This is a genomic window from Ensifer sp. SL37 (assembly GCF_026672675.1).
GTDB classification, from domain to species: Bacteria; Pseudomonadota; Alphaproteobacteria; order Rhizobiales; family Rhizobiaceae; genus Ensifer; species Ensifer adhaerens.
This window is the reverse complement of the sequence record NZ_JAPPRN010000006.1, coordinates 1,242,414-1,261,420: the sequence shown is the minus strand read 5'-3', so window position 1 is coordinate 1,261,420 and position 19,007 is coordinate 1,242,414. Positions and strand designations below refer to the sequence as shown.

Below are 19,007 nucleotides of genomic sequence, written 5' to 3'. Positions count from 1 at the left end.
AAAGCGCTTGTCCCGCGTGCGCGCCGTTTTGTTTCTGTCCCTTTTTCGCCCGGCAGCGGGCAGCGGAGAATGCGATGCAATTGAAGTTTGGTACCAGCGGCCTGCGTGGCCTTTCAGAGGAACTGAAGGGTGAGCCTTCGGCCCGCTACGCGACCGCGTTTGCGCGCTATCTTCTGACGTCCGGGCGCAGCCAGCCGGGTGACCCGATCGTGATCGCCCGCGACTTTCGCGATTCGAGCCCGGAAATCGCGGCAGTCTGTGCCTCGGCACTCGCGCGCGAAGGACTGCGCGTCTTCGATTGCGGCACGGTGCCGACGCCGGCGCTTGCGCTTTATGGCCGCGAATGCGGAGCGGCCGGTCTGATGATCACCGGCTCCCATATCCCGGCTGATCGGAACGGCATCAAGTTTTATCGGCCGGATGGCGAAATCGACAAGGAAGATGAAGTCGCCATCAGCCGGATTGCCGATGAAATCGCCGGGCAGATCGTGCCGGTCGCCAATCAGGGGATTGGTGAGGACCATGCGTCCCGCGCATCCTCGCTCTTCATCCAGCGAAACCGGCAGTTGTTGCCCGCCGGCGCGCTCGCCGGCCTCAAGGTCGGCGTCTACCAGCACAGCACCGTCGCGCGGGATCTTCTCGCCGATCTGATCGCCTTCTTTGGCGCCGAGGTCGTCGCCCTTGGACGTTCGGAACACTTTATCCCCGTCGATACCGAAGCGGTGTCCACCGACACGATCGAACGCCTTCAGGAATGGGCCCGCGAACACCGGCTCGATGCGATTGTATCGGCGGACGGCGACGGCGACCGGCCGCTGGTCGCGGACGAGAACGGCTTGCCGCTGCGCGGCGATCTCCTCGGGCTGATTGCCTGCGGCTTCCTCGGTGCGACGCTTGTCGTCACGCCGGTCACCTCGAATTCGGGCCTGGAGCGGAGGGAAGGGCTCTCCGTGCTGCGTACCCGCGTCGGGTCGCCCTTCGTGATCGCCGGAATGCAGCAGGCTCTGGACGAGGGGTCGACCAAGGTCGCCGGCTTCGAGGCCAATGGCGGCACGCTGACGGCCAGCCCCTTCGTCGTCAACGGCGCAACCCTCCAGCCGCTGCCCACTCGCGACTGCGTCCTGCCGATCGTCGCCGCACTGGCTGCGGCGGCAGAGGCCAAACTCTCGCTGTCGGTGCTGGCCGCCTCCTATCGGCTTCCCGTGGCGCTCAGCGACCGGCTCGAAAACTTCCCGGTCGAAACCAGCGCCCGCCTGATGGCCTATTTGCGCGGCGGCGACGAAAATCTCGCGGCATTCCTGGCGCCGATCGGCCGGCCGGTCGCCGTCAGCGACATCGACGGGCTGCGGGTGACGCTTGACGACGGTCGCATCATTCACTTCCGCCCCTCCGGAAATGCACCGGAGATGCGTTGCTATGTTGAGGCGGACACGGCCGAGGCGGCCGAGGGACTGCTGTCGAGCGGTCTATCCACAATCCGGCATTGGGCAAAAACCGCCTCGAACTGAGTTTTTTGTCCTCCGACACGAAAACTTCAAAAAGCCTGTTGACACTTCGACTCGAGCCTTTTACACACCCGCTCGTCGCCCAGATGGCGGAATTGGTAGACGCGCCAGCTTCAGGTGCTGGTACTCGAAAGGGTGTGGAGGTTCGAGTCCTCTTCTGGGCACCAAATTCCCAAACCAAATATTTGATTTGGTTCTGAAAACCCCGGTTCGCCGGGGTTTTTTCGTTTCTGGCGTTTGGCCGGATTCCGTGGCGATTTCCTGCCTTCCGAGCCTCGCTCTTCGACCAGGATGGTTGCATGCCCAGGATATTTTCGCGTGGTGCGCCTTGAAGCTTGGGCCGGCAGCATTGATATTCTATCGGCTATGAAGGGCAGGCTTTCCGCGTGAGGGCGGTCCCATGTTATCGTCCGCCGGGGCGGCGGCTTTGAGAAGGACGAAGCGATGTCTGAGACACGTCGCAAGCTGACGACCATATTCTCCGCGGACGTCCAGGACTACACGCGGCTGATGCGCGCCGACGAGGAGGGCACGCTCGCCACGTTGAAGCGCCATCGCGATGCCATGGGAAGGCTCATCGAGGCGCATGAGGGCCGTGTCGTCAACACCTGGGGTGACGGACTGATCGCCGAGTTTCCGAGCGTCGTGGAAGCGCTGCGCACCGCGATCGACGTGCAGAACGAACTCGCCGGCTGCAACGAGAAATGCGCGGCCGACGAGCAGATGCTGTTTCGCATCGGCATCAATCTCGGCGACGTGATCGCCGAGGGCGACGATCTCTACGGCGACGGCGTCAATGTTGCAGCCAGGCTGCAGGCGTCCGCGCCGGCTGGCGGCATCGTCATCTCCAATACCGTGTACGACCAGGTGCGCAACAAGGTTGCCGTCGGTTTCGATTTTCTGGGGCCTCTTGAGGTCAAGAACATCGATGGCGGTGTGCCGAGCTATGCCGTGCGCATCGGCGCGGACGATCCCCGTCCGACCTTTGCCGCAGAGACCTTCGGCCGCCGTGCTGAAGCAGCCGCTGCCGAGGCGGCCAAGCCGCGTCCGGAGCCGGTGGGCGTGATTGCGGCAATCAGGAGCGGATCGCTCCCGGTTCTCTGCATCGTTGCCGCTGGCTTGGTCGCTCTCAACCTGTTGACCTGGAACGGAACCTTCTGGTCCGTCTGGCCGCTGCTTGGCCTCGCCATCCTTGCCGGCCTTGCCTGGATCAAGACCAACCCGTGGGTGGACCGCAGCATCGGCATACTGGTGCTCTCGGGATTGGTGCTTCTCACCATCAATCTCTTGACCTGGCGCGGCGTCTTCTGGGCCGTCTGGCCACTGCTCGCCTTCGCCGTGGTCGGCGGCATTCGCTGGGTCACCCGGCAGAGCCGCCGCCTCGGCTCCTGACGTCTATTCGCGGCTTTCGGAGCCGGCCGACAAGTTGTCGTGTGTCTTCGGGCCGTCATCGAGGGCTTCCGGCTCTTTCGGCTCCGCGCCCAGCACTTCGTAAATCTCCAGGGCCGAGGCTCGGCCCTTGGCCTGCGCTGTGCCGAGCGGCCGGAAGTGGATCGTGCCACCCGTATGGGCAACGACCGCGCCGCTCGCCATGATCATCGTGCCGTAGTTCTTGTTCATGCCCTCGAGGCGCGAGGCGACGTTCACCGTGTCGCCCATGGCGGTGTATTGCAGCCGCTCCTTGGCGCCGACATTGCCGACGACGGCGGTGCCGGTGTGAATGCCGAAGCGTGTGCGGAACTCCGGCAGTCCTTTCTTGCGCTGTGCTTCGTTGAAGATGCTGAGGCGCTGCTGGACCGCGAGCGCGCACCGACAGGCATTCTCGGCGTGTTTGTCGTCCGGTGCCGGGGCGTTCCACATGGCAAAGACCGAATCGCCGAGGAACTGGATGATCGTGCCGTCGTGCTCGCCGACCGTCTCGCTGAAGATATCGAAATACTCCGACAGCATCGCCACCACCTCCTCGGGCGAATGCCGTTCGCTGAGCGTGGTGAAATCGTAGATGTCGGTGAAGAGCGCGGTGACTTCCTGACGCCAGGCGGAGCGGCCGCTGAAATGGCCGGATTCGATGCCCTTGCGCACCAGTTCCTTCGGCACATAGAGCGCAAAGGTGAAGATTGCATCGCGGGCCCGGTTCATGGCGCCGCCGAGGGTCGAGATTTCGCTGACATGCGAGGAAACATCGATCGGGGTGGTGAAGTCGAGGTCCTGCAGCCGGTTGGCGCTGGCGGTCAGCTGGTTGAGCCCCTTGGTAATCAGATGCGCCAGCACCAGCGAGGCGAGTACCGCCAAGGCTACCACGGCCCCGGAAATCGCCAGCCCCTGAACGAGCGTCTTGTTGGCGTCCGCCATTAATTCGTCGAGCGGTGCGGCCACCACGGCGCGGTTGCCGGAGAGAAGCAGCGCGGATTCGAGCGGCGTTACCATGACGAGATAGGTGCGGTCCCCGACCTGGACGAAGTCGGCCTTCCCGGGCGCTGGCGGATGTTGGCGGATGCTCTGGATCAGCGGGTCGCTGTCGGCCTGCACGATCGGGGCGTCCTTGTCCTTGGCCGCCATGATGCGTCGCATCATCACCCGGTCGGAATGGATGATCGGCCGGCCGACGGCATCGAGGATGAAGGACACCGAACCAGCAGTCAGCCGTTCGCGGGCGAGGAAGTCGGTGATCGTATCGAGCACGACATCGGCGCCGATGACGATCTGCGGATTGCCGCGATGCGCCTGCGAGATGGTCATGCCCAGTGTTTCGGTGGTGGCGCTTTCATAGGGTCCAGTCGAGACCGCGGCCTTGCCGTTGACGGCCGCGCGATACCAGGGTCGCGTGCGCGGGTCGAAGCTCGATGGCGGTAGCCGCCGTTCGGAGAATTGCGTGCCGTCCTTGTCGACGAAGAGAACGCGCTGGAGCGGCTTGCCGTTTGAGTCCCTTTCCATCGAGCGCACCGCAATGGCGGCGCCACGGGGCGCGTCGAGCGCCATGCGCCAGGCAACCTGCTTGAGGTCGACGACCTGAAAGAAGGCGCCGTTGGGGTAGCCGACATAGACCCCATCGATGTGCGGCGAGCGGGTGATGCCTTCACGAAGCACCGCCACCTTGTCGTTCATGCGCTCAGGCGGGGGCACGAGGAAGGAATTGGCGACGGAGGAGACGAGATTGACGAGGGCGGAAGTGTCGCCCGAGAGCACGCCCAGCCGGTCGACAAGGCGGTTCATGAAGCCGCGCATGTTGGCCTCGGCATCAGCGATCGCGGCGTTGCGCGAGCGATGGTAGTCGAGCCCGACAAGCGTCGCGGAAACGACGATCAGCATGGCGACCATGACGAGGCTGAACAGCGATCGCAGCGAACTGTTCCAGCCATCGCGTGCTTTGCCTTGTCGAGCGCCGGGCGCCGTGTCTACCATCGCGTTTCTCTGATTCCGTAACGATGCCTCGGCGACGACCTTAACGTGCAAGGTTGATCGCATGTGCAAGAAAAGTTAAATGCGAATCCCATAAAACACGTTAATCGGCGGGATGCACGATCCCGCCGAGATCCGCAGCGAAAAATGTCTCAGTTCACCGTTACCGGCTTCGAGCGCATGCGCGCGACGGTTTCGCGCTCGGCACGCTTGCAGCGCATCGGTGGCAAGCCGCGATCCATCAGGTCCATGTCTTCAAGCACCATATCGCCCATTTTCTTGAAGGCGCTGTCGAGCGCGCCGGCGCGGTGCGCCGAACGCAGGAAGCCCGGCAGGCGGCGAACGGGATGGTCGAGCGGCAGGGGCTCCTCCGGAAAGACGTCGCTCGCCGCCACGATATGGCCGCTTGCGACCGCGGCCATCAGCGCCTCGAAATCGACGACGCCGGCGCGACTGAGGAGAATGAAGGCGGCACCCGGACGCATGCGGGCAAACGCCTTCTCGCCAAGGAAGCCTTCGTTCTCGCTGGTAACGGAAGCAACCACGAAGACGAAGTCGCTTTCGCCCAGCACGGTCTCGAGCGATGCCGGTTCAACGCCATTGTCCCGCAGGATCGAGGCCGGCATCCAGGGGTCGAAGACGCGGATTTTCGCCCGGAAACCGGAGAGCACGCGGTTCAGGGCCTTGCCGAGATCGCCGAAGCCGATGATGCCTATCTCGGAGCCGGAAAGCAGGCGCGCCGAACGGTTGCCATCGCCACCCCAGAGTTCGCGGCCTTCACGGAAGGCAAGGTCGGCGTCGACGACGCCGCGGGCAATGTTGAGCGCCATGGCGAGGCCGAGTTCCGCCACTGGCTCGGCAAAGACCTGCCCGGTGGTCACCACATGAATGCCGCGCTCGAACAGCACCTCATAGGGCATGTTGTTGATCAGGTTGCTTTCGACGTTGAGGATCGCTTTCAGCTGGCTCATGCGCCTGAGGGTGGCGTGGTCGAGCGGGGGCTGGCCGATGATGTAGTGGGCGTTGCCGAGCACGTCGTCGCCAAGGCCGGCGATATCCTCCGGGTCCGCTTCGACGATGCGGTAGCGGCGATGCAGGTCCTTGAGGGTTTCCGGTGTGAAGATGAGATCGAGCGTGCGTGGTGCGGGTGCACTGATGGCAAGCGGCCGGTTGTCGGGCATGGTTCCTCCCACTGCAGGTTTCCTTTGATCGGGTCGATCGAAGGATAAAAACATGCAGCACTTCAAAGCGCTACCGTGACCTTTGCGCGGCGCTGAGACGGAGGATGCCCATGCTCTGGCCGTGGGCTAGGAACAGTTCCGCCGCTTGCCAAGCGGCGTGGCGGTCCCGATGCTGTCTTCGCACGAGGATTGTTTGTCGTGTTTTTGCTTAGTAGCCGAGACCACGCTTCTGCCGATAGAGCGAAGGCGGCAGGTCGCTGCCCTGGAAGACCGGCCCGTCGCCACGGCGGCAGTTGTAGATCGTGTCGTAGATGGGACCGCCGCGGGCCGACGATTCGAACGGATAGTTTCGGTCGACAAAGGTCTGCTCGCATACGGTTTGGTCGCCACCACCATTCAACGGATCCATCTGGCGCACGCCCGGCAGGTCCCGATAGGTCTGCGCCGGTGCCGGCATGGCCGTCAGCCCGATCGCCAGCGCGAGCGCGGAGAGAGCGAGGGCGGGTTGAAAAGACGTCATCGTCAGGACTTTCAAAGGGCAGCCGGCGGGCGGAACGTGACAACGGTATCGCCGACGCCAAACTTGCGCTATAGGCCACACCACTTCGTTTGATCTGGGGATTTTCGATGGCGAATGCAATACGGTTCCATGAAGGCGATATCTCCGCAGCCGACGCCGACCGTTATCGAGGCGCAATCGCGATCGACACGGAAACGCTCGGCCTCATCCCCCGCCGTGATCGCCTTTGCGTGGTGCAGCTGTCTCCGGGCGACGGTACGGCCGACGTGATCCGCATCGCAGCCGGCCAGAAGCAAGCGCCGAACCTCGTCGCCATGCTTGCCGATCCGGCCCGCCAGAAGATCTTCCATTTCGGCCGCTTCGATATCGCCGTCCTCTTCCATACCTTCGGGGTGACGACGACGCCGGTCTTCTGCACCAAGATCGCCTCGCGGCTGACCCGCACTTACACCGATCGCCACGGCCTCAAGGACAACCTCAAGGAAATGCTCGACGTCGACATTTCCAAGCAGCAGCAGTCGTCCGACTGGGCAGCAGAGACCCTGTCGCAGGCGCAGCTCGAATATGCCGCCTCCGACGTGCTGCACCTGCATGCGCTGCGCGACAAGCTGACGGCGCGCCTCATCCGCGATGGTCGCATCGAGCATGCCGAAGCCTGCTTCGCCTTCCTGCCGACGCGCTCCAAGCTTGACCTGCTTGGCTGGGACGAGACGGATATCTTCGCGCACAGCTGAGTTGTGCGGGGCTGCTATGGCGTCAGGTAAAGGACGACCGCATAACGTGCGGCCTTGCCGATGGTGACGAACAGCAGGAACAGCGGCAGCTTCATGCGCAGCAATCCGGCGACCAGCGTCAGTGGGTCGCCGATGACCGGCAGCCAGGAAAGAAGCAGCACCGGCTGGCCGTAGCGGGCAAAGAGCGCCTCTGCCTTTTGCCGATTGGTGGGCGAAACTGGAAACCACCGGCGCCCCTCGAAGCGGATCAGAAAACGCCCGAGCGCAAAATTGACGACGGCGCCGAGCACGTTGCCTGATGTCGCGGCGATGAAGAGGGCAGGGCGGCTCGTTTCGCCGTGCAGGGCGGCGGCCACGATCGCAGCTTCCGACATGCCGAAAAGCAACGTCGCCGACAGGAAGGCCGCGGAAAAGACGCCGGCAAGAATTCCGAAATCCAGGATCAGCTCCTGTCCGTATGACCGAGATCGCGCTCCGGCTCGATGATGTCGCGGATGCGCTGCTTCAGTTCCTTCGGCCCGGGGAAACCGCCGTCCCGCTTGCGCTCCCAGATGAGCGCGTCATCGACGCGGATCTCGAAATTGCCGCCGGTGCCGGGAATGAGCGCCACTTCGCCGAGCGACTGCCCGAACGTCTGCAGCAGTTCCTGCGCCATCCAGCCGGCGCGAAGCAGCCAGTTGCACTGGGTGCAGTAAAGGATGGTGATGCGCGGCTTCTGGTCCATCGGGTGTCTCGGATGTGCTTCGGGCGGCGACCATAGCGGTCGCCTCAGTTGGAAACAACTGCGTTCCGGGGGCTCATGCTCACGCTGCGCTCACACGATTGTCAACCAATTTAGTCATGTTTTTATCGGCGGATAGCTTGCTTTGCGCGGTCGTCGCGGCGAGACAATGCGGCATTGCACAAATTGTCGCACCCAACCGCCGGAGAGGCCCCTTAATGACCGACGTCACCGTTTCCAGTTCCCGCCCGCGCGCCATCCTGCCGGCGCTGGAAAAGATCTATCTGCCGCTCAATACATCCGCCGAAACGCTGTTGCGTGTGCTCGCCGGTGCTCTGCTTGCGGTTCACGGTTTTGGCAAGATCACCAATCCCTTCGGCGCGATCGGCATGGTCGAGGGCCTCGGCTTCTATCCCGGCGTCTTCTGGTCGCCGCTGCTCGCCGCGACCGAATTCTTCGGCGGCATTTTGATCGCGATCGGTTTGTTGACGCGCCCGGCTGCCTTTGCCGGCATGATCGTGCTGCTCGTCACCGTCTACTTCCATGGCATCGTGCAGGGTGAGGGCCTCTTCGGCGCGGAGAAGTCGATCCTCTGGGCAGCGATCCTGTTCTTCTTCGCCATCCGCGGCGCCAACAGCCAGTCTGTCGACGCCAAGCTCGGCAAGCAGTTCTGATCGAATGAACGACGCTTAGAAAAACGGGGAGGCGGTGAAAACCGGCCTCCCCGTTTTCGTCTTGCAGCTGGTGAGGCTTTCGCCGTCGCGACCTCTCAGGCGCTTTCCTTCGCCGTCACGCTGCGAATGGTCATCCGGTGCACCTTGCCCGACCGGTCCTGCCAGTCGATCGACTGGCCGACGGAGAGCCCGATCAGCGCCGCGCCGACAGGGGTCAGCACAGAGATGCGGCCGGCTTCGATATCGGCCTCGCCGGGATAGACGAGCGTTACCTGCTTGGCAAAACCATTGTCGGCCTCGAAGGCGACGGTGGAGCCCATCTGCACGCTGTCGGCGGGCAGCGCGTCGGGCGCGCCGACGCGGGCGCGGTCGAGTTCAAAGAGCAGTGCCTCGGCGACATCAGGCACGCGCTCTAGCGCGGAGGAGGCGAGCGCCGTCAGCCGCTTGTGGTCTTCGGCATTGATGATGATCGGGGGAAGTTTCTTGCGGGTTGCCGCCATGATGGGACCTGACACGTTCAATCGAAGCGCACGACAGGGCGCAATCGAATAGGTTTTCTGGAGATTAGGCGCTCGTTCAGCCGCGCTCGGAAATTTCTTCTGCCGACGCGAAAGGCTCCCCTGACCCGGAGAGCGCAAGCGTCCGGGCTGGGGTCAGGTTCCTGCGATCGGGCACACCCGGAAGCAGCAATGAGAAGAAATCGTCGGCATCATCATGCCCCAAGGGTCGGAAAGTTCGCTCACGAAGTCAAGGCCCGCATGAACCCGTCCGCATCATCGCATCGCTATGTGACCTCTTGAACAGTGGCCGCGCTCGTGGTCAATCTCCACGGTCGATGCGAAGGGAATGCGATGATGCGGGTGCTGGTGGTTGAAAACATGGCGAAGACCGAGCTCGGCCAGGTCGGCACGGCGCTTCGCGAGGCAAAGGCCGAGATCGAGATCCGCCGCGCCTATCTCGGCGAGGCCGTTCCTGAAACACCGGAAGGATACGACGCACTGGTGGTGCTTGGCGGCGAGCAGAGCGCGCTCGACGATGCCGCCTATCCCTATCTGCCTGATCTTGCCGCGCTGATGCGCCGCTTCGGTGACAGCGGCCGTTCCGTGCTCGGCATCTGCCTCGGCAGCCAGCTTCTCGCCCGCGCCTATGGGGGCCGGAACCTGCTGGGCGAGGCCAAGGAGTTCGGTTGGTGCGAGGTGCAGGTGCGCGGCGAAGGCGCCGAGGACCCGGTCCTTTCCAGCGTCGGTGAGAGCTTCCCGATCTTCCAGTGGCACGGAGACACTTTCACGCTGCCCGAGGGGGCTGTCCATCTCGCCGAAAACGCCGTCACCCGACATCAGGCCTTCCGCGTCGGCCGCGCCGCCTACGGCACCCAATTCCACTTCGAGGCCGACACACACCTGGTCGAAGACTGGAACCGCGCTTTCCCGGACACCATCAAGCGGCTCGATCCGACCTGGCTTGCGCGCTATCGCGAACACGCCGCGCGCCACGGCCGCCAGGCGGATGCCGCGGGCCTGTCTCTTGCTCGCGCCTGGGTCGCGACGATCGTTCGCCATCAGGGCGGCGCGGTGAATGAGGAACCGGCGTTGGAGGAGGTTACCGGATGAGCGAGGCACTAAACGGCGGCTGCTTCTGCGGCAGGATCCGCTATCGGCTGAAGGCGGCGCCGATGTTCGTCAATTGCTGCCATTGCAGCGATTGCCAGCGCCAGGTCGGTAGCGCCTTCGTCGTCAACGGCGTGATCGAGCGCGACAACATCGAACTCATTGAGGGCGAGCCGGTCGTCGTGACGCTTCCGACGGACAGCGGCCGTCCGCATGATGTCTACCGCTGTGCCGAATGCCAGACGGCCCTCTGGAGCGACTACGGCCGGCGCGGCTGGCTTTCCTTCGTCCGGATCGCAAGCCTTGACCGCCCGTCGGACTTCCCGCCGGATGCGCATATCTTCACCCGCTCCAAGGTTGCTTGGCTGTCGCTCGAGGGCGGCGCACCGGCTTTCGAGATTTATTACGACATGAAGACGATGTGGCCGCCGGAAAGCCTGGCACGGCGCGAAGCCGCGGAAGCGAAAGCAAAAGCGTGACAGCCAGCGAACGCGACAAGATGGCAGCCGGAGAATGGTACTCCTGCCTCGTCGACGAACTCGAGGCACTTCGGATGGCGGCACGCGATGCTGTCCATCAGCACAACGCCATGGCGCCGATCGAGCGTGGAAACATGGCGTCGGCGCTGCGGGTGCTGTTCGGTGCGGTCGCTGACAACGTCTTCATCGAGGCGCCATTCCATTGCTCCTACGGCATCAACATCCACCTTGGCGCCCGCGTCTATCTCAATGCCGGCTGCACGATCCTCGACAGCGGCCGCGTGGCGATCGGGGCGGGGACGATGCTGGGGCCGAACGTGCAGATCTATTGCGCCGAGCACCACAGGGATGCCGTGCTTCGCGGCCAAGGCCTCGAAGTCGCCAAGCCGGTGACGATCGGTGCCGATGTCTGGATCGGCGGCGGCGCGATCATTCTCGGCGGTGTCACGATCGGGGATGGCGCGATCGTCGGTGCGGGCTCGGTGGTGACGAAGGACGTGGCGGCCGGCGCCGTGGTCGCCGGCAACCCGGCGCGGCCGCTCCGCCGCGTGTCTACGTAAGGCGATTTCAGGAGGAATGATTTTTGATGACGATTGAGATGAAGACGATCCACGTGCGCCCGGCGCGGCCAGAAGATGCACCTGCGTTGTGCGCTTTCCTCAACGAGATCATCGCGATCGGTGGCACCACGGCCCATCAGACGCCGTTCACGCCTGAGAGCTTCGTGGCGCACTATCTCGCCGGCCCGGGCTTCGTCAGTTGTTTCGTCGCCGAGGACGAGGCGGGTGAGCCTTGCGCCTTCCAGGCGCTCGACCGGTGGGACGGCATACCGCAAGATTGGGCCGACATCGGCACGTTCTCGCGCCCCGACAACAAGGTGCCTGGGGCCGGCACGGCGCTCTTTAAGGCCACCTGCGACTTCGCCCGCTCGATCGGCCTGAAAGCCCTCAACGCCACCATCCGTGCGGACAACGTCAGCGGGCTCACTTATTACGGCAAGATGGGTTTCGTCGACTACAAGGTCGACAAGGCGGTGCCGCTGAAGGACGGGCAGTTGGTGGATCGCATTTCGAAGCGGTACGTGCTTGAGGACGGATGAGGCGAGCACTGCCGCTCTGGCAGCGCCACCCTCCCGGTCTTCATCCCCGGGCCTGAAGTTCAGTCCAGGAGGCAGCTGACATCATAGGGTGGATCGGTCTTGAGGAGATCGGCCCCACGCCTTGGCGAGAGGCGTCGGCGATAAAAGAGCGTCGACGCTCGCCAAGGGCATCTCTTGAAAGCGTGCCGCTCTAACGGCAGCTTCTGTTCACCATGGCAATGATCGTCTCGTAAAGCTCGTCCTGAGCCTCGTCGGCGGTGATTTCGCTCGTCGCTGCAGCGTGGGACAAGCCATCGGCTGCGCCGAGCATTGCCCAGAAACCGGCCTGTGCGATGCCCCTCTGCCCGATGAACGGGCCCAGCACCTTTCGGCACTTTTCGATATAGACCAGCTGATAGTCCCGTTTGACGGCCGCAAGCTCGGGCGAGCCGGCGAGGGCCGCCAGCACGCCGGGCATCTCGCGACCCTGCGTGAGCACGCAGTCGACATAGGAGGCGGCAATCGTCCTGACTGTCGCTTCCAGCGTTGGGTCGCTCGCGGCAATGGCAGCGTCCATCACCACCGTCTGGCGCACATCAAAATCCTGGTAGAGCGCGGCGAGCAGTCCGTTGCGTGTTCCGAAATGATCATAGACGACCGGCTTGGCGACGGCCGCTTCCTCGGCCAGGCGCGGCAGCGTCAGCACATCGGTCCCTTCCTCGCGAACGAGCCTCCAGGCGACGTCCAGCAGCTGGCGTCGCCGCTGCTCGCGGGTGAGGCGAACGCGTTTGGCGGTGACCGTGTCTCTTTCCATGGTGCTTGACATCACTATATACCAAAAGTAACTTACCTTAAGTATATAGAAGATATCTCCCAACCGCAACCATCCGCCTGCCTGACGGGCGGCGGCCGAAGCGGCATGCCGACGCGTGCCGTTTGCAAAGGATTCGTGCCCAATGACTGACGTCTCACTCCCTCACTCCCAAGGCCGAAGCGCATGGCTCGGCCTCATCGCCGTGCTGCCACTGGTCCTCATCGTGGCCATGGATGGCTCCATCCTCTATCTCGCCATGCCGCGCGTGACCTCGGCTCTCTTGCCCACCGCCGACCAGGCGCTCTGGATCCTCGATATCTACGGTTTCGTCGTCGGTTCGCTGCTCATTGCCTTCGGCAATATCGGCGATCGCTACGGGCGGTTGAAGCTGATCATGATCGGCGCGGTGATCTTCGGTGCAGGATCGCTCGGTGCGGCCTATGCGCAGTCGCCCATGGCGTTGATTGCTTCCCGGGCGCTGATGGGGCTCGGCGGCGCGACATTGCTGCCCTCGGGGCTGGCAATCGTCAGCGCGCTGTTTCCGGATCCGCGACTGCGGGCGCAGGCGATCGGCATCTTCGCCGCCACCTTTGCAGCCGGCTTCGCCATCGGTCCGGTTATCGGCGGCATCCTGTTGCAGCGGCTCGAGTGGGGCGTGGTGTTCCTGATCAACGTTCCCGTCGTGCTCGGCTTCCTGGTCGCCGCACCCATTCTGCTTCGCGAGGTGCGCTCCACGACCTATGGCCGCATTGACCTGCCAAGCCTTGTCCTGTCCTTTGCCGGTATCCTGCTCACCACCTATTCGCTGAAGACCGCGGCCGCCTACGGCTTCACGCCGCTACAGACGCTTGCCGGGATCGTCGGCGTCCTCGCCATCGCGTTGTTTCTTCGCAGGCAAACGCGGATCGCCTATCCGCTGCTCGACCTCGGCCTGTTCCGGGACCGCATCTTTTCCATCGCCATTCTCACCGGCCTCCTGCCGCTGGTCGTCTGGTCCGCCGTCGGTTACCTCTCGGGCATCTATCTGCAATCGATCCTCGGCTTCGATGTTTTTACCGCAGCACTTTTGACCTTGCCCGGCGCCGTCGTGCTGATGGCGACTTGTGTCGGGACAGCGCGCATCGTCGATGTGGTCGGCCGCAAGACGGCGCTTGTTGCGACGCATTTCCTGATCGCAGCCGGCCTCTTTCTGCCGCTCCTCACGAGCACCGAGGCGGGCGTGGCAGCGCTCATCGCCTCGACTGTGGTTGCGGGCATCGGCTACGGCCTCTCCTTCAGCCTCGTCGCCGAGATCGCCGTGTCGGCGGTGCCTGCCGAACGCGCCGGTGCCGCGGGCTCGATCGCCGAGACCAGCAACGAACTCGGAAATGCGCTCGGTATCACGCTTCTGGGTTCACTGGCGGCACTCAGCTTCCGGCTGCTCGGCCCCGGCGTGGCTGGCACGCTGAACGAAACCCTTGATCAGCCGGGCCTTGCTTCTGAAGCGGTGCTGCAGGCCAAGGACGCCTTCCTCACCGGTCTTCACATCGCGGCCGGCGTCGGCGCCCTGTCGCTGCTCGCATTGGGCATCATGGCCTGGCTCTGGTTGCCGAAGAAGCTGCCGGAGTAGGTGGGGTGGGACGCCACTGTGAGTCGCCTTGGGTCAAAAGAACGGAGTAGTTCGCTCCAGGAAACTAGACCTGCGCGCATAATCCTGCGGCTCCAGCATCGCCTCACCTTCACAAACCAAAAAGGGCGACCCGAGGGTCGCCCTTTCAAACGTTGAAACATGCGGCGCTGCCGCTTACTCGTCGCCCATCTTGAGGGCGGCGATGAAGGCTTCCTGCGGAATCTCCACCTTGCCGAACTGGCGCATGCGCTTCTTGCCGGCCTTCTGCTTTTCGAGCAGCTTGCGCTTGCGGGTGGCGTCGCCGCCGTAGCACTTGGCGGTTACGTCCTTGCGCAGCGCCGAGATGGTTTCACGGGCAATCACGTTGCCGCCTATGGCCGCCTGGATCGGGATCTTGAACATGTGCTTCGGGATCAGCTCCTTGAGCTTTTCGCACATTTCGCGGCCGCGCTTTTCGGCTGCCATCCGGTGCACCATCATCGACAGCGCATCGACCGGCTCGCCGTTGACGAGGATCGACATCTTCACAAGGTTGCCTTCCTTGTGCTCGGTGATCTGGTAGTCGAACGAGGCATAACCCTTGGAGATCGACTTCAGGCGGTCGTAGAAATCGAACACGACTTCGTTGAGCGGCAGGTCGTAGGTCAGCATCGCGCGGGTGCCGACATAGGTCAGCTCGATCTGGATGCCGCGGCGGTCCTGACAGAGTTTGAGGATGCCGCCGAGATAGTCGTCGGGCGTCAGGATCGTCGCGCGGATCCACGGCTCGTGGATTTCTGCGATCTTGACGACGTCGGGCATATCGGCCGGGTTGTGCAACTCGCGTTCCGAGCCGTCCGTCATGAACAGCTTGTAGACGACCGACGGGGCCGTCGCGATCAGGTCGAGGTCGAACTCGCGCTCGAGACGCTCCTGGATGATTTCGAGGTGCAGCAGACCGAGGAAGCCGCAACGGAAGCCGAAGCCGAGTGCTGCCGAGGATTCCATCTCGAACGAGAACGAGGCGTCGTTGAGGCGCAGCTTGCCCATCGCCGAGCGCAGGTCCTCGAAGTCGGCAGCATCGACCGGGAACAGGCCGCAGAAGACCACCGGCTGTGCCGGCTTGAAGCCCGGCAGCGCGGTTGCGGTCGGGCGCTTGTCCTCGGTGATAGTATCGCCGACGCGGGTGTCGGCCACTTCCTTGATCGAGGCGGTGATGAAACCGATCTCGCCGGGGCCGAGCGCATCCATCGCAACCATCTTCGGGGTCAGCACGCCGACACGTTCGATCGTGTACTTGGCGTCGGTGCCCATCATGCGGATGGTCATGCCCTTCTTGAGCGTGCCGTCGATGATGCGCACGAGAACCATGACGCCGAGATAGGTGTCGTACCAGCTGTCGACGAGCAGCGCCTTCAAGGGCGCCGCATCGCCGCCGTCGCTCTTCGGCGCCGGCAGCTTGGTGACGATGGCTTCGAGGACATCAGGAATACCGAGGCCGGTCTTCGCCGAGATCAGCACCGCGTCCGAAGCGTCGATGCCGATCACTTCCTCGATCTGCTCCTTGATGCGGTCCGGTTCGGCCGCCGGCAGGTCGATCTTGTTGAGCACGGTGACGAGCTCGTGGTTGTTGTCGATCGCCTGGTAGACGTTGGCGAGCGTCTGGGCTTCCACGCCCTGCGACGCGTCGACGACAAGCAGCGAGCCTTCGCAGGCCGAAAGCGAGCGCGAGACTTCGTAGGCGAAGTCGACGTGGCCGGGGGTGTCGATCAGGTTCAGCACATAGGTTTCGCCATCATTGGCCTTGTAGTGCAGGCGCACCGTCTGGGCCTTGATGGTGATGCCGCGCTCACGCTCGATATCCATGCTGTCGAGCACCTGCTCGGACATCTCGCGCTCGGCGAGGCCACCGGTGGACTGGATCAGCCGGTCAGCAAGCGTCGACTTGCCGTGGTCGATGTGGGCCACGATCGAGAAGTTGCGGATATGCGAAAGGGGCGTCTTCGAAGATGTTGTGCTCATGGGCCGCATATAGCAGTGCCTTCAACCGCCGCAAAGCGGGAAATGAAGGCTTCGTTCACTATAAATCGGCCTATTCGGCCCCCGCTTCCGCATCGACGAGCGCGCCGGCATTGGGCACCTGCGCGCTCCTGATCTCGAAGCTCTCGCGCTCGGCCGCCGGCACCTCATCACGTTTGCGCAACCTGAGCAGCACGAAGAAGGCATAAAGCGCGGCAACGGCCATCGCCGCATAGATGAACGTGCGCTGCCCGAACACCGGTGTCAGCAGCGTCACCAGCATCGGCACGACGGTCGCAGCAATCGACCAGGCGACCAGCATGGTGCTGGCAAGCGGTACGAAATCGGCGGGATCCGTGCGGTCGTTGGCATGCGCATTGGCGATCGAATAGACGGTCTCGACAGCACCTGCAAAGAGCGCGAAGACCAGCATCAGAAGGAGCAGATTGCTGAACGACGCCGAAAGCGCGAAGAAGCCGGCAGCAAGGATCAACAGGCACGTGCCGATCAACACCAGGCGCCGGTCGATCCGGTCCGACAATGTTCCCATCGGATACTGGATGGCGATGAGGCCGAATTGCATGACGAACATCAGATTGGCGACGTCGCTCTGACTGACATTGTTGGCGGCCGCATAGATCGGCGTGAAGCCCTGCACCACCATCGAAAGGCCGCCGGCGGCAAGCACGCCGATGAAGGCGACGGGGGAATTGCGCCAGACCATCGGGATGTCGATGCTCACTTTGGCCGGCGGCGGTGGCGTCGGCAGCCGCGTCAGCCCGATCGGCAAGAGCGCGAGCGCTGTGAAGAAGATGGTGACGAGCGGCGGCAGGTTGCCGTCGGCCGGGATCTGTCCGAACAGCCAGGCGCCGGTGCCGAGCCCGATGACATAGGCCATGTAGAACAGCGCCATCGCCTTGCCGCGCCAGTGGTTTTCGCTCGCATGGTTGAGCCAGCTTTGGGCGATGATGAAATTGGTGTTGCCGGACGCGCCATAAAGCCCGCGGGCCAGTACCCACAAGAGCGGATGCATGCCGAGCGCGATCGTCAGCGCCGAGAGGATGACGAGCGCCATCGAGCAGGAGAAGGCGCGCGCATGGCCGACACGACGGATCATCGGTCCGGCGATGACGCAGCCGATCAGCCCGCCGAAGGCGATCATCGTGACCGCAGCACCCGGCACCCAGTCCGGCGCGTCCGAGCGCGTCAGCGCGAAGGGCACATAGGCGAGCATCATGCCGTTGCCGATCGCCACCGCCGTCATCGAGGCGACGATACTGGCGATCGAGGTCAGCGAGGAGGGCTGCTTTGTCATGTCCAACCTGTCGATGAGGCCGCCCGTGCGGGTGCGCTGGCGTGATGGATGAGGGCTGTCTAAAGTATTGAAGTGAAAGCTTTTCTCGTTTCTGCGTCCGAAGCTGCCACCTTAGCCGAAATACCCTTGTTGCGCTGTCGCCAAAGCGGCATCGCATGCCTGTATTTTCGGTCTTTCGCAGTCTTGACTCCACTATATGAGAAATGCAATCTCAAATAATGGAAAACGTCACCGATCCCCTCGAACATGCCATCGGCGAGCGCATTCGCACGCTGCGGACGCAACAGAACCTGACGCTCGACGAGCTTGCCGCTAGTTCCGGTGTCAGCCGGGCGATGATCTCGCGCATCGAGCGCGGCGAGGCGAGCCCGACCGCCCAGCTTCTTGCCAAGCTCTGCAGCGCGCTCTCAACCACGCTTTCAGCACTCTTTGCCTTTGATGCCGAGGAGGCGTCACCGCTTGCCAGGCGCGCCGACCAGCGGCTCTGGCGCGATCCGGAATCCGGCTATCTGCGCCGTTCCGTCTCGCCGGATGGCCTTGGCTCGCCGATCGATATCGTCGAGGTCGAGTTTCCGCCCGGTGCCCGTGTCGTCTTCGAGAGGCAACCCTCCGATCGCGGCATTACCCAGCACCTATGGCTCTTTTCCGGGCGGCTCGAAATGACGACCGAATCCGGCTTCCATTCGCTCGAGCCAGGCGATTGCCTGTTCATGGGGCTGGAGGCGGGACACATCTTTCACAACCCTCATGATGAGCCGGCTCACTACGCCGTCATCCTCTGCCGCACCAAGGTTTGACCATGTCCGATATTCAGATCCGCCTGCTGTCTGCGAATGAAGCGCTGGCCGCCGTCCCTGCGCTCGCCGAGGTGCTGTCCGATTGCGTCGAGGGTGGCGCCTCGGTCGGTTTCATGCAGCCCTATCCGCCCGAGAGCGCGCTTGCCTACTGGCGCGGCGTCGCCGAGGCGGTTGCGGGCGGCGAGACGTTGCTGATGGTGGCCGAGGTTGCAGGCCGCATCCTCGGCACCGTGCAGGTCGGTGTCGCGCAGATGCCGAACCAGCCGCACCGCGGCGATCTGAAGAAGCTGCTGGTGCATCGCGACGCCCGCGGCAAAGGGCTGGCACGCCGGCTGATGGACGCGGTCGAACGCGAAGCCGCCACCCGTGGCAAGACGCTACTGGTGCTCGACACCGCGACTGGCAGCGATGCCGAGGCGATCTATCCGCGCCTGGGCTGGGAGCGCGTCGGCGTCATCCCCGACTATGCGATGTGGCCGGAAGGCGGCCTCTGCGCCACGACATTCTTCTACAAGCGGATTGCGGCTTAGCGGCATTTATTGTGTCTCGCGATTGCCCCTCCCCTCGGGTTGAAAC

The 19,007-nt window shown here is 63.6% G+C and carries 20 protein-coding genes and 1 tRNA gene; 12 read left to right on the top strand and 9 right to left on the bottom strand.

Translation table 11 applies throughout. From position 1 onward, the window contains the following. Positions 1-80: 80 nt before the first annotated feature. The 3 genes from OVA00_RS18295 to OVA00_RS18285 all read left to right on the top strand — a co-directional run bounded on the left by OVA00_RS18295 (position 81) and on the right by OVA00_RS18285 (position 2,897). Complete coding sequence (locus tag OVA00_RS18295) at positions 81-1,508, top strand: phosphomannomutase (protein WP_326494150.1); 1,428 nt, start codon at positions 81-83, stop codon at positions 1,506-1,508. Positions 1,509-1,585: 77 nt separating this feature from the next. Next, positions 1,586-1,672 (top strand) — tRNA-Leu (locus OVA00_RS18290). Positions 1,673-1,949: 277 nt separating this feature from the next. Then, the gene (locus OVA00_RS18285; RefSeq protein WP_060580579.1) at positions 1,950-2,897 is read left to right on the top strand and encodes an adenylate/guanylate cyclase domain-containing protein; all 948 of its coding nucleotides are present in this window, start codon (positions 1,950-1,952) and stop codon (positions 2,895-2,897) included. A 3-nt stretch (positions 2,898-2,900) separates the two neighbouring features. Here OVA00_RS18285 and OVA00_RS18280 read toward each other — a convergent pair whose 3' ends face one another. The 3 genes from OVA00_RS18280 to OVA00_RS18270 all read right to left on the bottom strand — a co-directional run bounded on the left by OVA00_RS18280 (position 2,901) and on the right by OVA00_RS18270 (position 6,605). Beyond that, the gene (locus OVA00_RS18280; protein ID WP_083523744.1) at positions 2,901-4,907 is read right to left on the bottom strand and encodes an adenylate/guanylate cyclase domain-containing protein; all 2,007 of its coding nucleotides are present in this window, start codon (positions 4,905-4,907) and stop codon (positions 2,901-2,903) included. Between the two features lie 149 nt (positions 4,908-5,056). Next, positions 5,057-6,085 (bottom strand): hydroxyacid dehydrogenase, encoded by a 1,029-nt coding sequence (locus tag OVA00_RS18275; RefSeq protein ID WP_112983899.1) that lies wholly within the window; start codon positions 6,083-6,085, stop codon positions 5,057-5,059. A gap of 208 nt (positions 6,086-6,293) precedes the next feature. Further along, the gene (locus OVA00_RS18270) at positions 6,294-6,605 is read right to left on the bottom strand and encodes a hypothetical protein (RefSeq protein ID WP_089043113.1); all 312 of its coding nucleotides are present in this window, start codon (positions 6,603-6,605) and stop codon (positions 6,294-6,296) included. A 107-nt stretch (positions 6,606-6,712) separates the two neighbouring features. On the opposite strand from OVA00_RS18270, the gene OVA00_RS18265 reads away from it, so the two are divergent. After that, positions 6,713-7,339 (top strand): ribonuclease D, encoded by a 627-nt coding sequence (locus OVA00_RS18265; RefSeq protein WP_029742400.1) that lies wholly within the window; start codon positions 6,713-6,715, stop codon positions 7,337-7,339. Positions 7,340-7,353: 14 nt separating this feature from the next. Here the strand turns inward: OVA00_RS18265 and OVA00_RS18260 are convergent, their stop codons facing one another. Together OVA00_RS18260 and OVA00_RS18255 are read right to left on the bottom strand one after the other, a co-directional pair. After that, positions 7,354-7,698 carry a YqaA family protein gene (locus OVA00_RS18260; protein ID WP_082566375.1) on the bottom strand — a complete coding sequence of 115 codons (345 nt, stop codon included), beginning with the start codon at positions 7,696-7,698 and terminating at the stop codon, positions 7,354-7,356. Between the two features lie 83 nt (positions 7,699-7,781). After that, positions 7,782-8,063 (bottom strand): SelT/SelW/SelH family protein, encoded by a 282-nt coding sequence (locus tag OVA00_RS18255; RefSeq protein ID WP_029742402.1) that lies wholly within the window; start codon positions 8,061-8,063, stop codon positions 7,782-7,784. A 215-nt stretch (positions 8,064-8,278) separates the two neighbouring features. On the opposite strand from OVA00_RS18255, the gene OVA00_RS18250 reads away from it, so the two are divergent. Then, a complete protein-coding gene (locus OVA00_RS18250; RefSeq protein ID WP_029742404.1) occupies positions 8,279-8,734 on the top strand; it encodes a DoxX family protein in 456 nt (151 codons plus the stop codon). Positions 8,735-8,829: 95 nt separating this feature from the next. Here the strand turns inward: OVA00_RS18250 and rnk are convergent, their stop codons facing one another. After that, positions 8,830-9,234: a nucleoside diphosphate kinase regulator gene (gene rnk / locus OVA00_RS18245; RefSeq protein WP_029742406.1), complete on the bottom strand. Its 405-nt coding sequence runs from the start codon at positions 9,232-9,234 to the stop codon at positions 8,830-8,832. Positions 9,235-9,588: 354 nt separating this feature from the next. On the opposite strand from rnk, the gene OVA00_RS18240 reads away from it, so the two are divergent. Genes OVA00_RS18240 through OVA00_RS18225 form a run of 4 tightly spaced genes read left to right on the top strand, consistent with a single transcriptional unit; the run spans position 9,589 to position 11,919 of the window. Then, on the top strand, positions 9,589-10,344 hold the full coding sequence (locus OVA00_RS18240) for a type 1 glutamine amidotransferase (protein WP_060519873.1): 756 nt from the start codon (positions 9,589-9,591) through the stop codon (positions 10,342-10,344). After that, positions 10,341-10,820 (top strand): GFA family protein, encoded by a 480-nt coding sequence (locus tag OVA00_RS18235; RefSeq protein ID WP_029742408.1) that lies wholly within the window; start codon positions 10,341-10,343, stop codon positions 10,818-10,820. The genes OVA00_RS18240 and OVA00_RS18235 overlap by 4 nt, the downstream gene beginning before the upstream one ends. Continuing rightward, entirely contained in the window at positions 10,817-11,380 is a 564-nt protein-coding gene (locus OVA00_RS18230) for a sugar O-acetyltransferase (protein ID WP_268089433.1), read from the top strand. The genes OVA00_RS18235 and OVA00_RS18230 overlap by 4 nt, the downstream gene beginning before the upstream one ends. A gap of 26 nt (positions 11,381-11,406) precedes the next feature. After that, the gene (locus OVA00_RS18225; RefSeq protein ID WP_268089432.1) at positions 11,407-11,919 is read left to right on the top strand and encodes a GNAT family N-acetyltransferase; all 513 of its coding nucleotides are present in this window, start codon (positions 11,407-11,409) and stop codon (positions 11,917-11,919) included. A 190-nt stretch (positions 11,920-12,109) separates the two neighbouring features. Here OVA00_RS18225 and OVA00_RS18220 read toward each other — a convergent pair whose 3' ends face one another. Then, a complete protein-coding gene (locus OVA00_RS18220) occupies positions 12,110-12,712 on the bottom strand; it encodes a TetR/AcrR family transcriptional regulator (protein ID WP_268089431.1) in 603 nt (200 codons plus the stop codon). 142 nt (positions 12,713-12,854) lie between these two features. On the opposite strand from OVA00_RS18220, the gene OVA00_RS18215 reads away from it, so the two are divergent. Continuing rightward, positions 12,855-14,321 carry an MFS transporter gene (locus tag OVA00_RS18215; RefSeq protein ID WP_268089430.1) on the top strand — a complete coding sequence of 489 codons (1,467 nt, stop codon included), beginning with the start codon at positions 12,855-12,857 and terminating at the stop codon, positions 14,319-14,321. Positions 14,322-14,495: 174 nt separating this feature from the next. Here OVA00_RS18215 and lepA read toward each other — a convergent pair whose 3' ends face one another. Together lepA and OVA00_RS18205 are read right to left on the bottom strand one after the other, a co-directional pair. After that, positions 14,496-16,322: a translation elongation factor 4 gene (gene lepA / locus OVA00_RS18210; protein ID WP_370689543.1), complete on the bottom strand. Its 1,827-nt coding sequence runs from the start codon at positions 16,320-16,322 to the stop codon at positions 14,496-14,498. A 70-nt stretch (positions 16,323-16,392) separates the two neighbouring features. After that, positions 16,393-17,634: an MFS transporter gene (locus OVA00_RS18205; protein WP_029742415.1), complete on the bottom strand. Its 1,242-nt coding sequence runs from the start codon at positions 17,632-17,634 to the stop codon at positions 16,393-16,395. A gap of 218 nt (positions 17,635-17,852) precedes the next feature. Between OVA00_RS18205 and OVA00_RS18200 the strand changes: the two genes are divergently transcribed. Together OVA00_RS18200 and OVA00_RS18195 are read left to right on the top strand one after the other, a co-directional pair. Further along, positions 17,853-18,431, top strand: coding sequence for a helix-turn-helix domain-containing protein (locus tag OVA00_RS18200; RefSeq protein ID WP_082566367.1), 579 nt, complete (start codon positions 17,853-17,855; stop codon positions 18,429-18,431). Positions 18,432-18,433: 2 nt separating this feature from the next. Then, positions 18,434-18,961: a GNAT family N-acetyltransferase gene (locus OVA00_RS18195; protein WP_268089429.1), complete on the top strand. Its 528-nt coding sequence runs from the start codon at positions 18,434-18,436 to the stop codon at positions 18,959-18,961. The last annotated feature ends 46 nt before the right edge of the window (positions 18,962-19,007 follow it).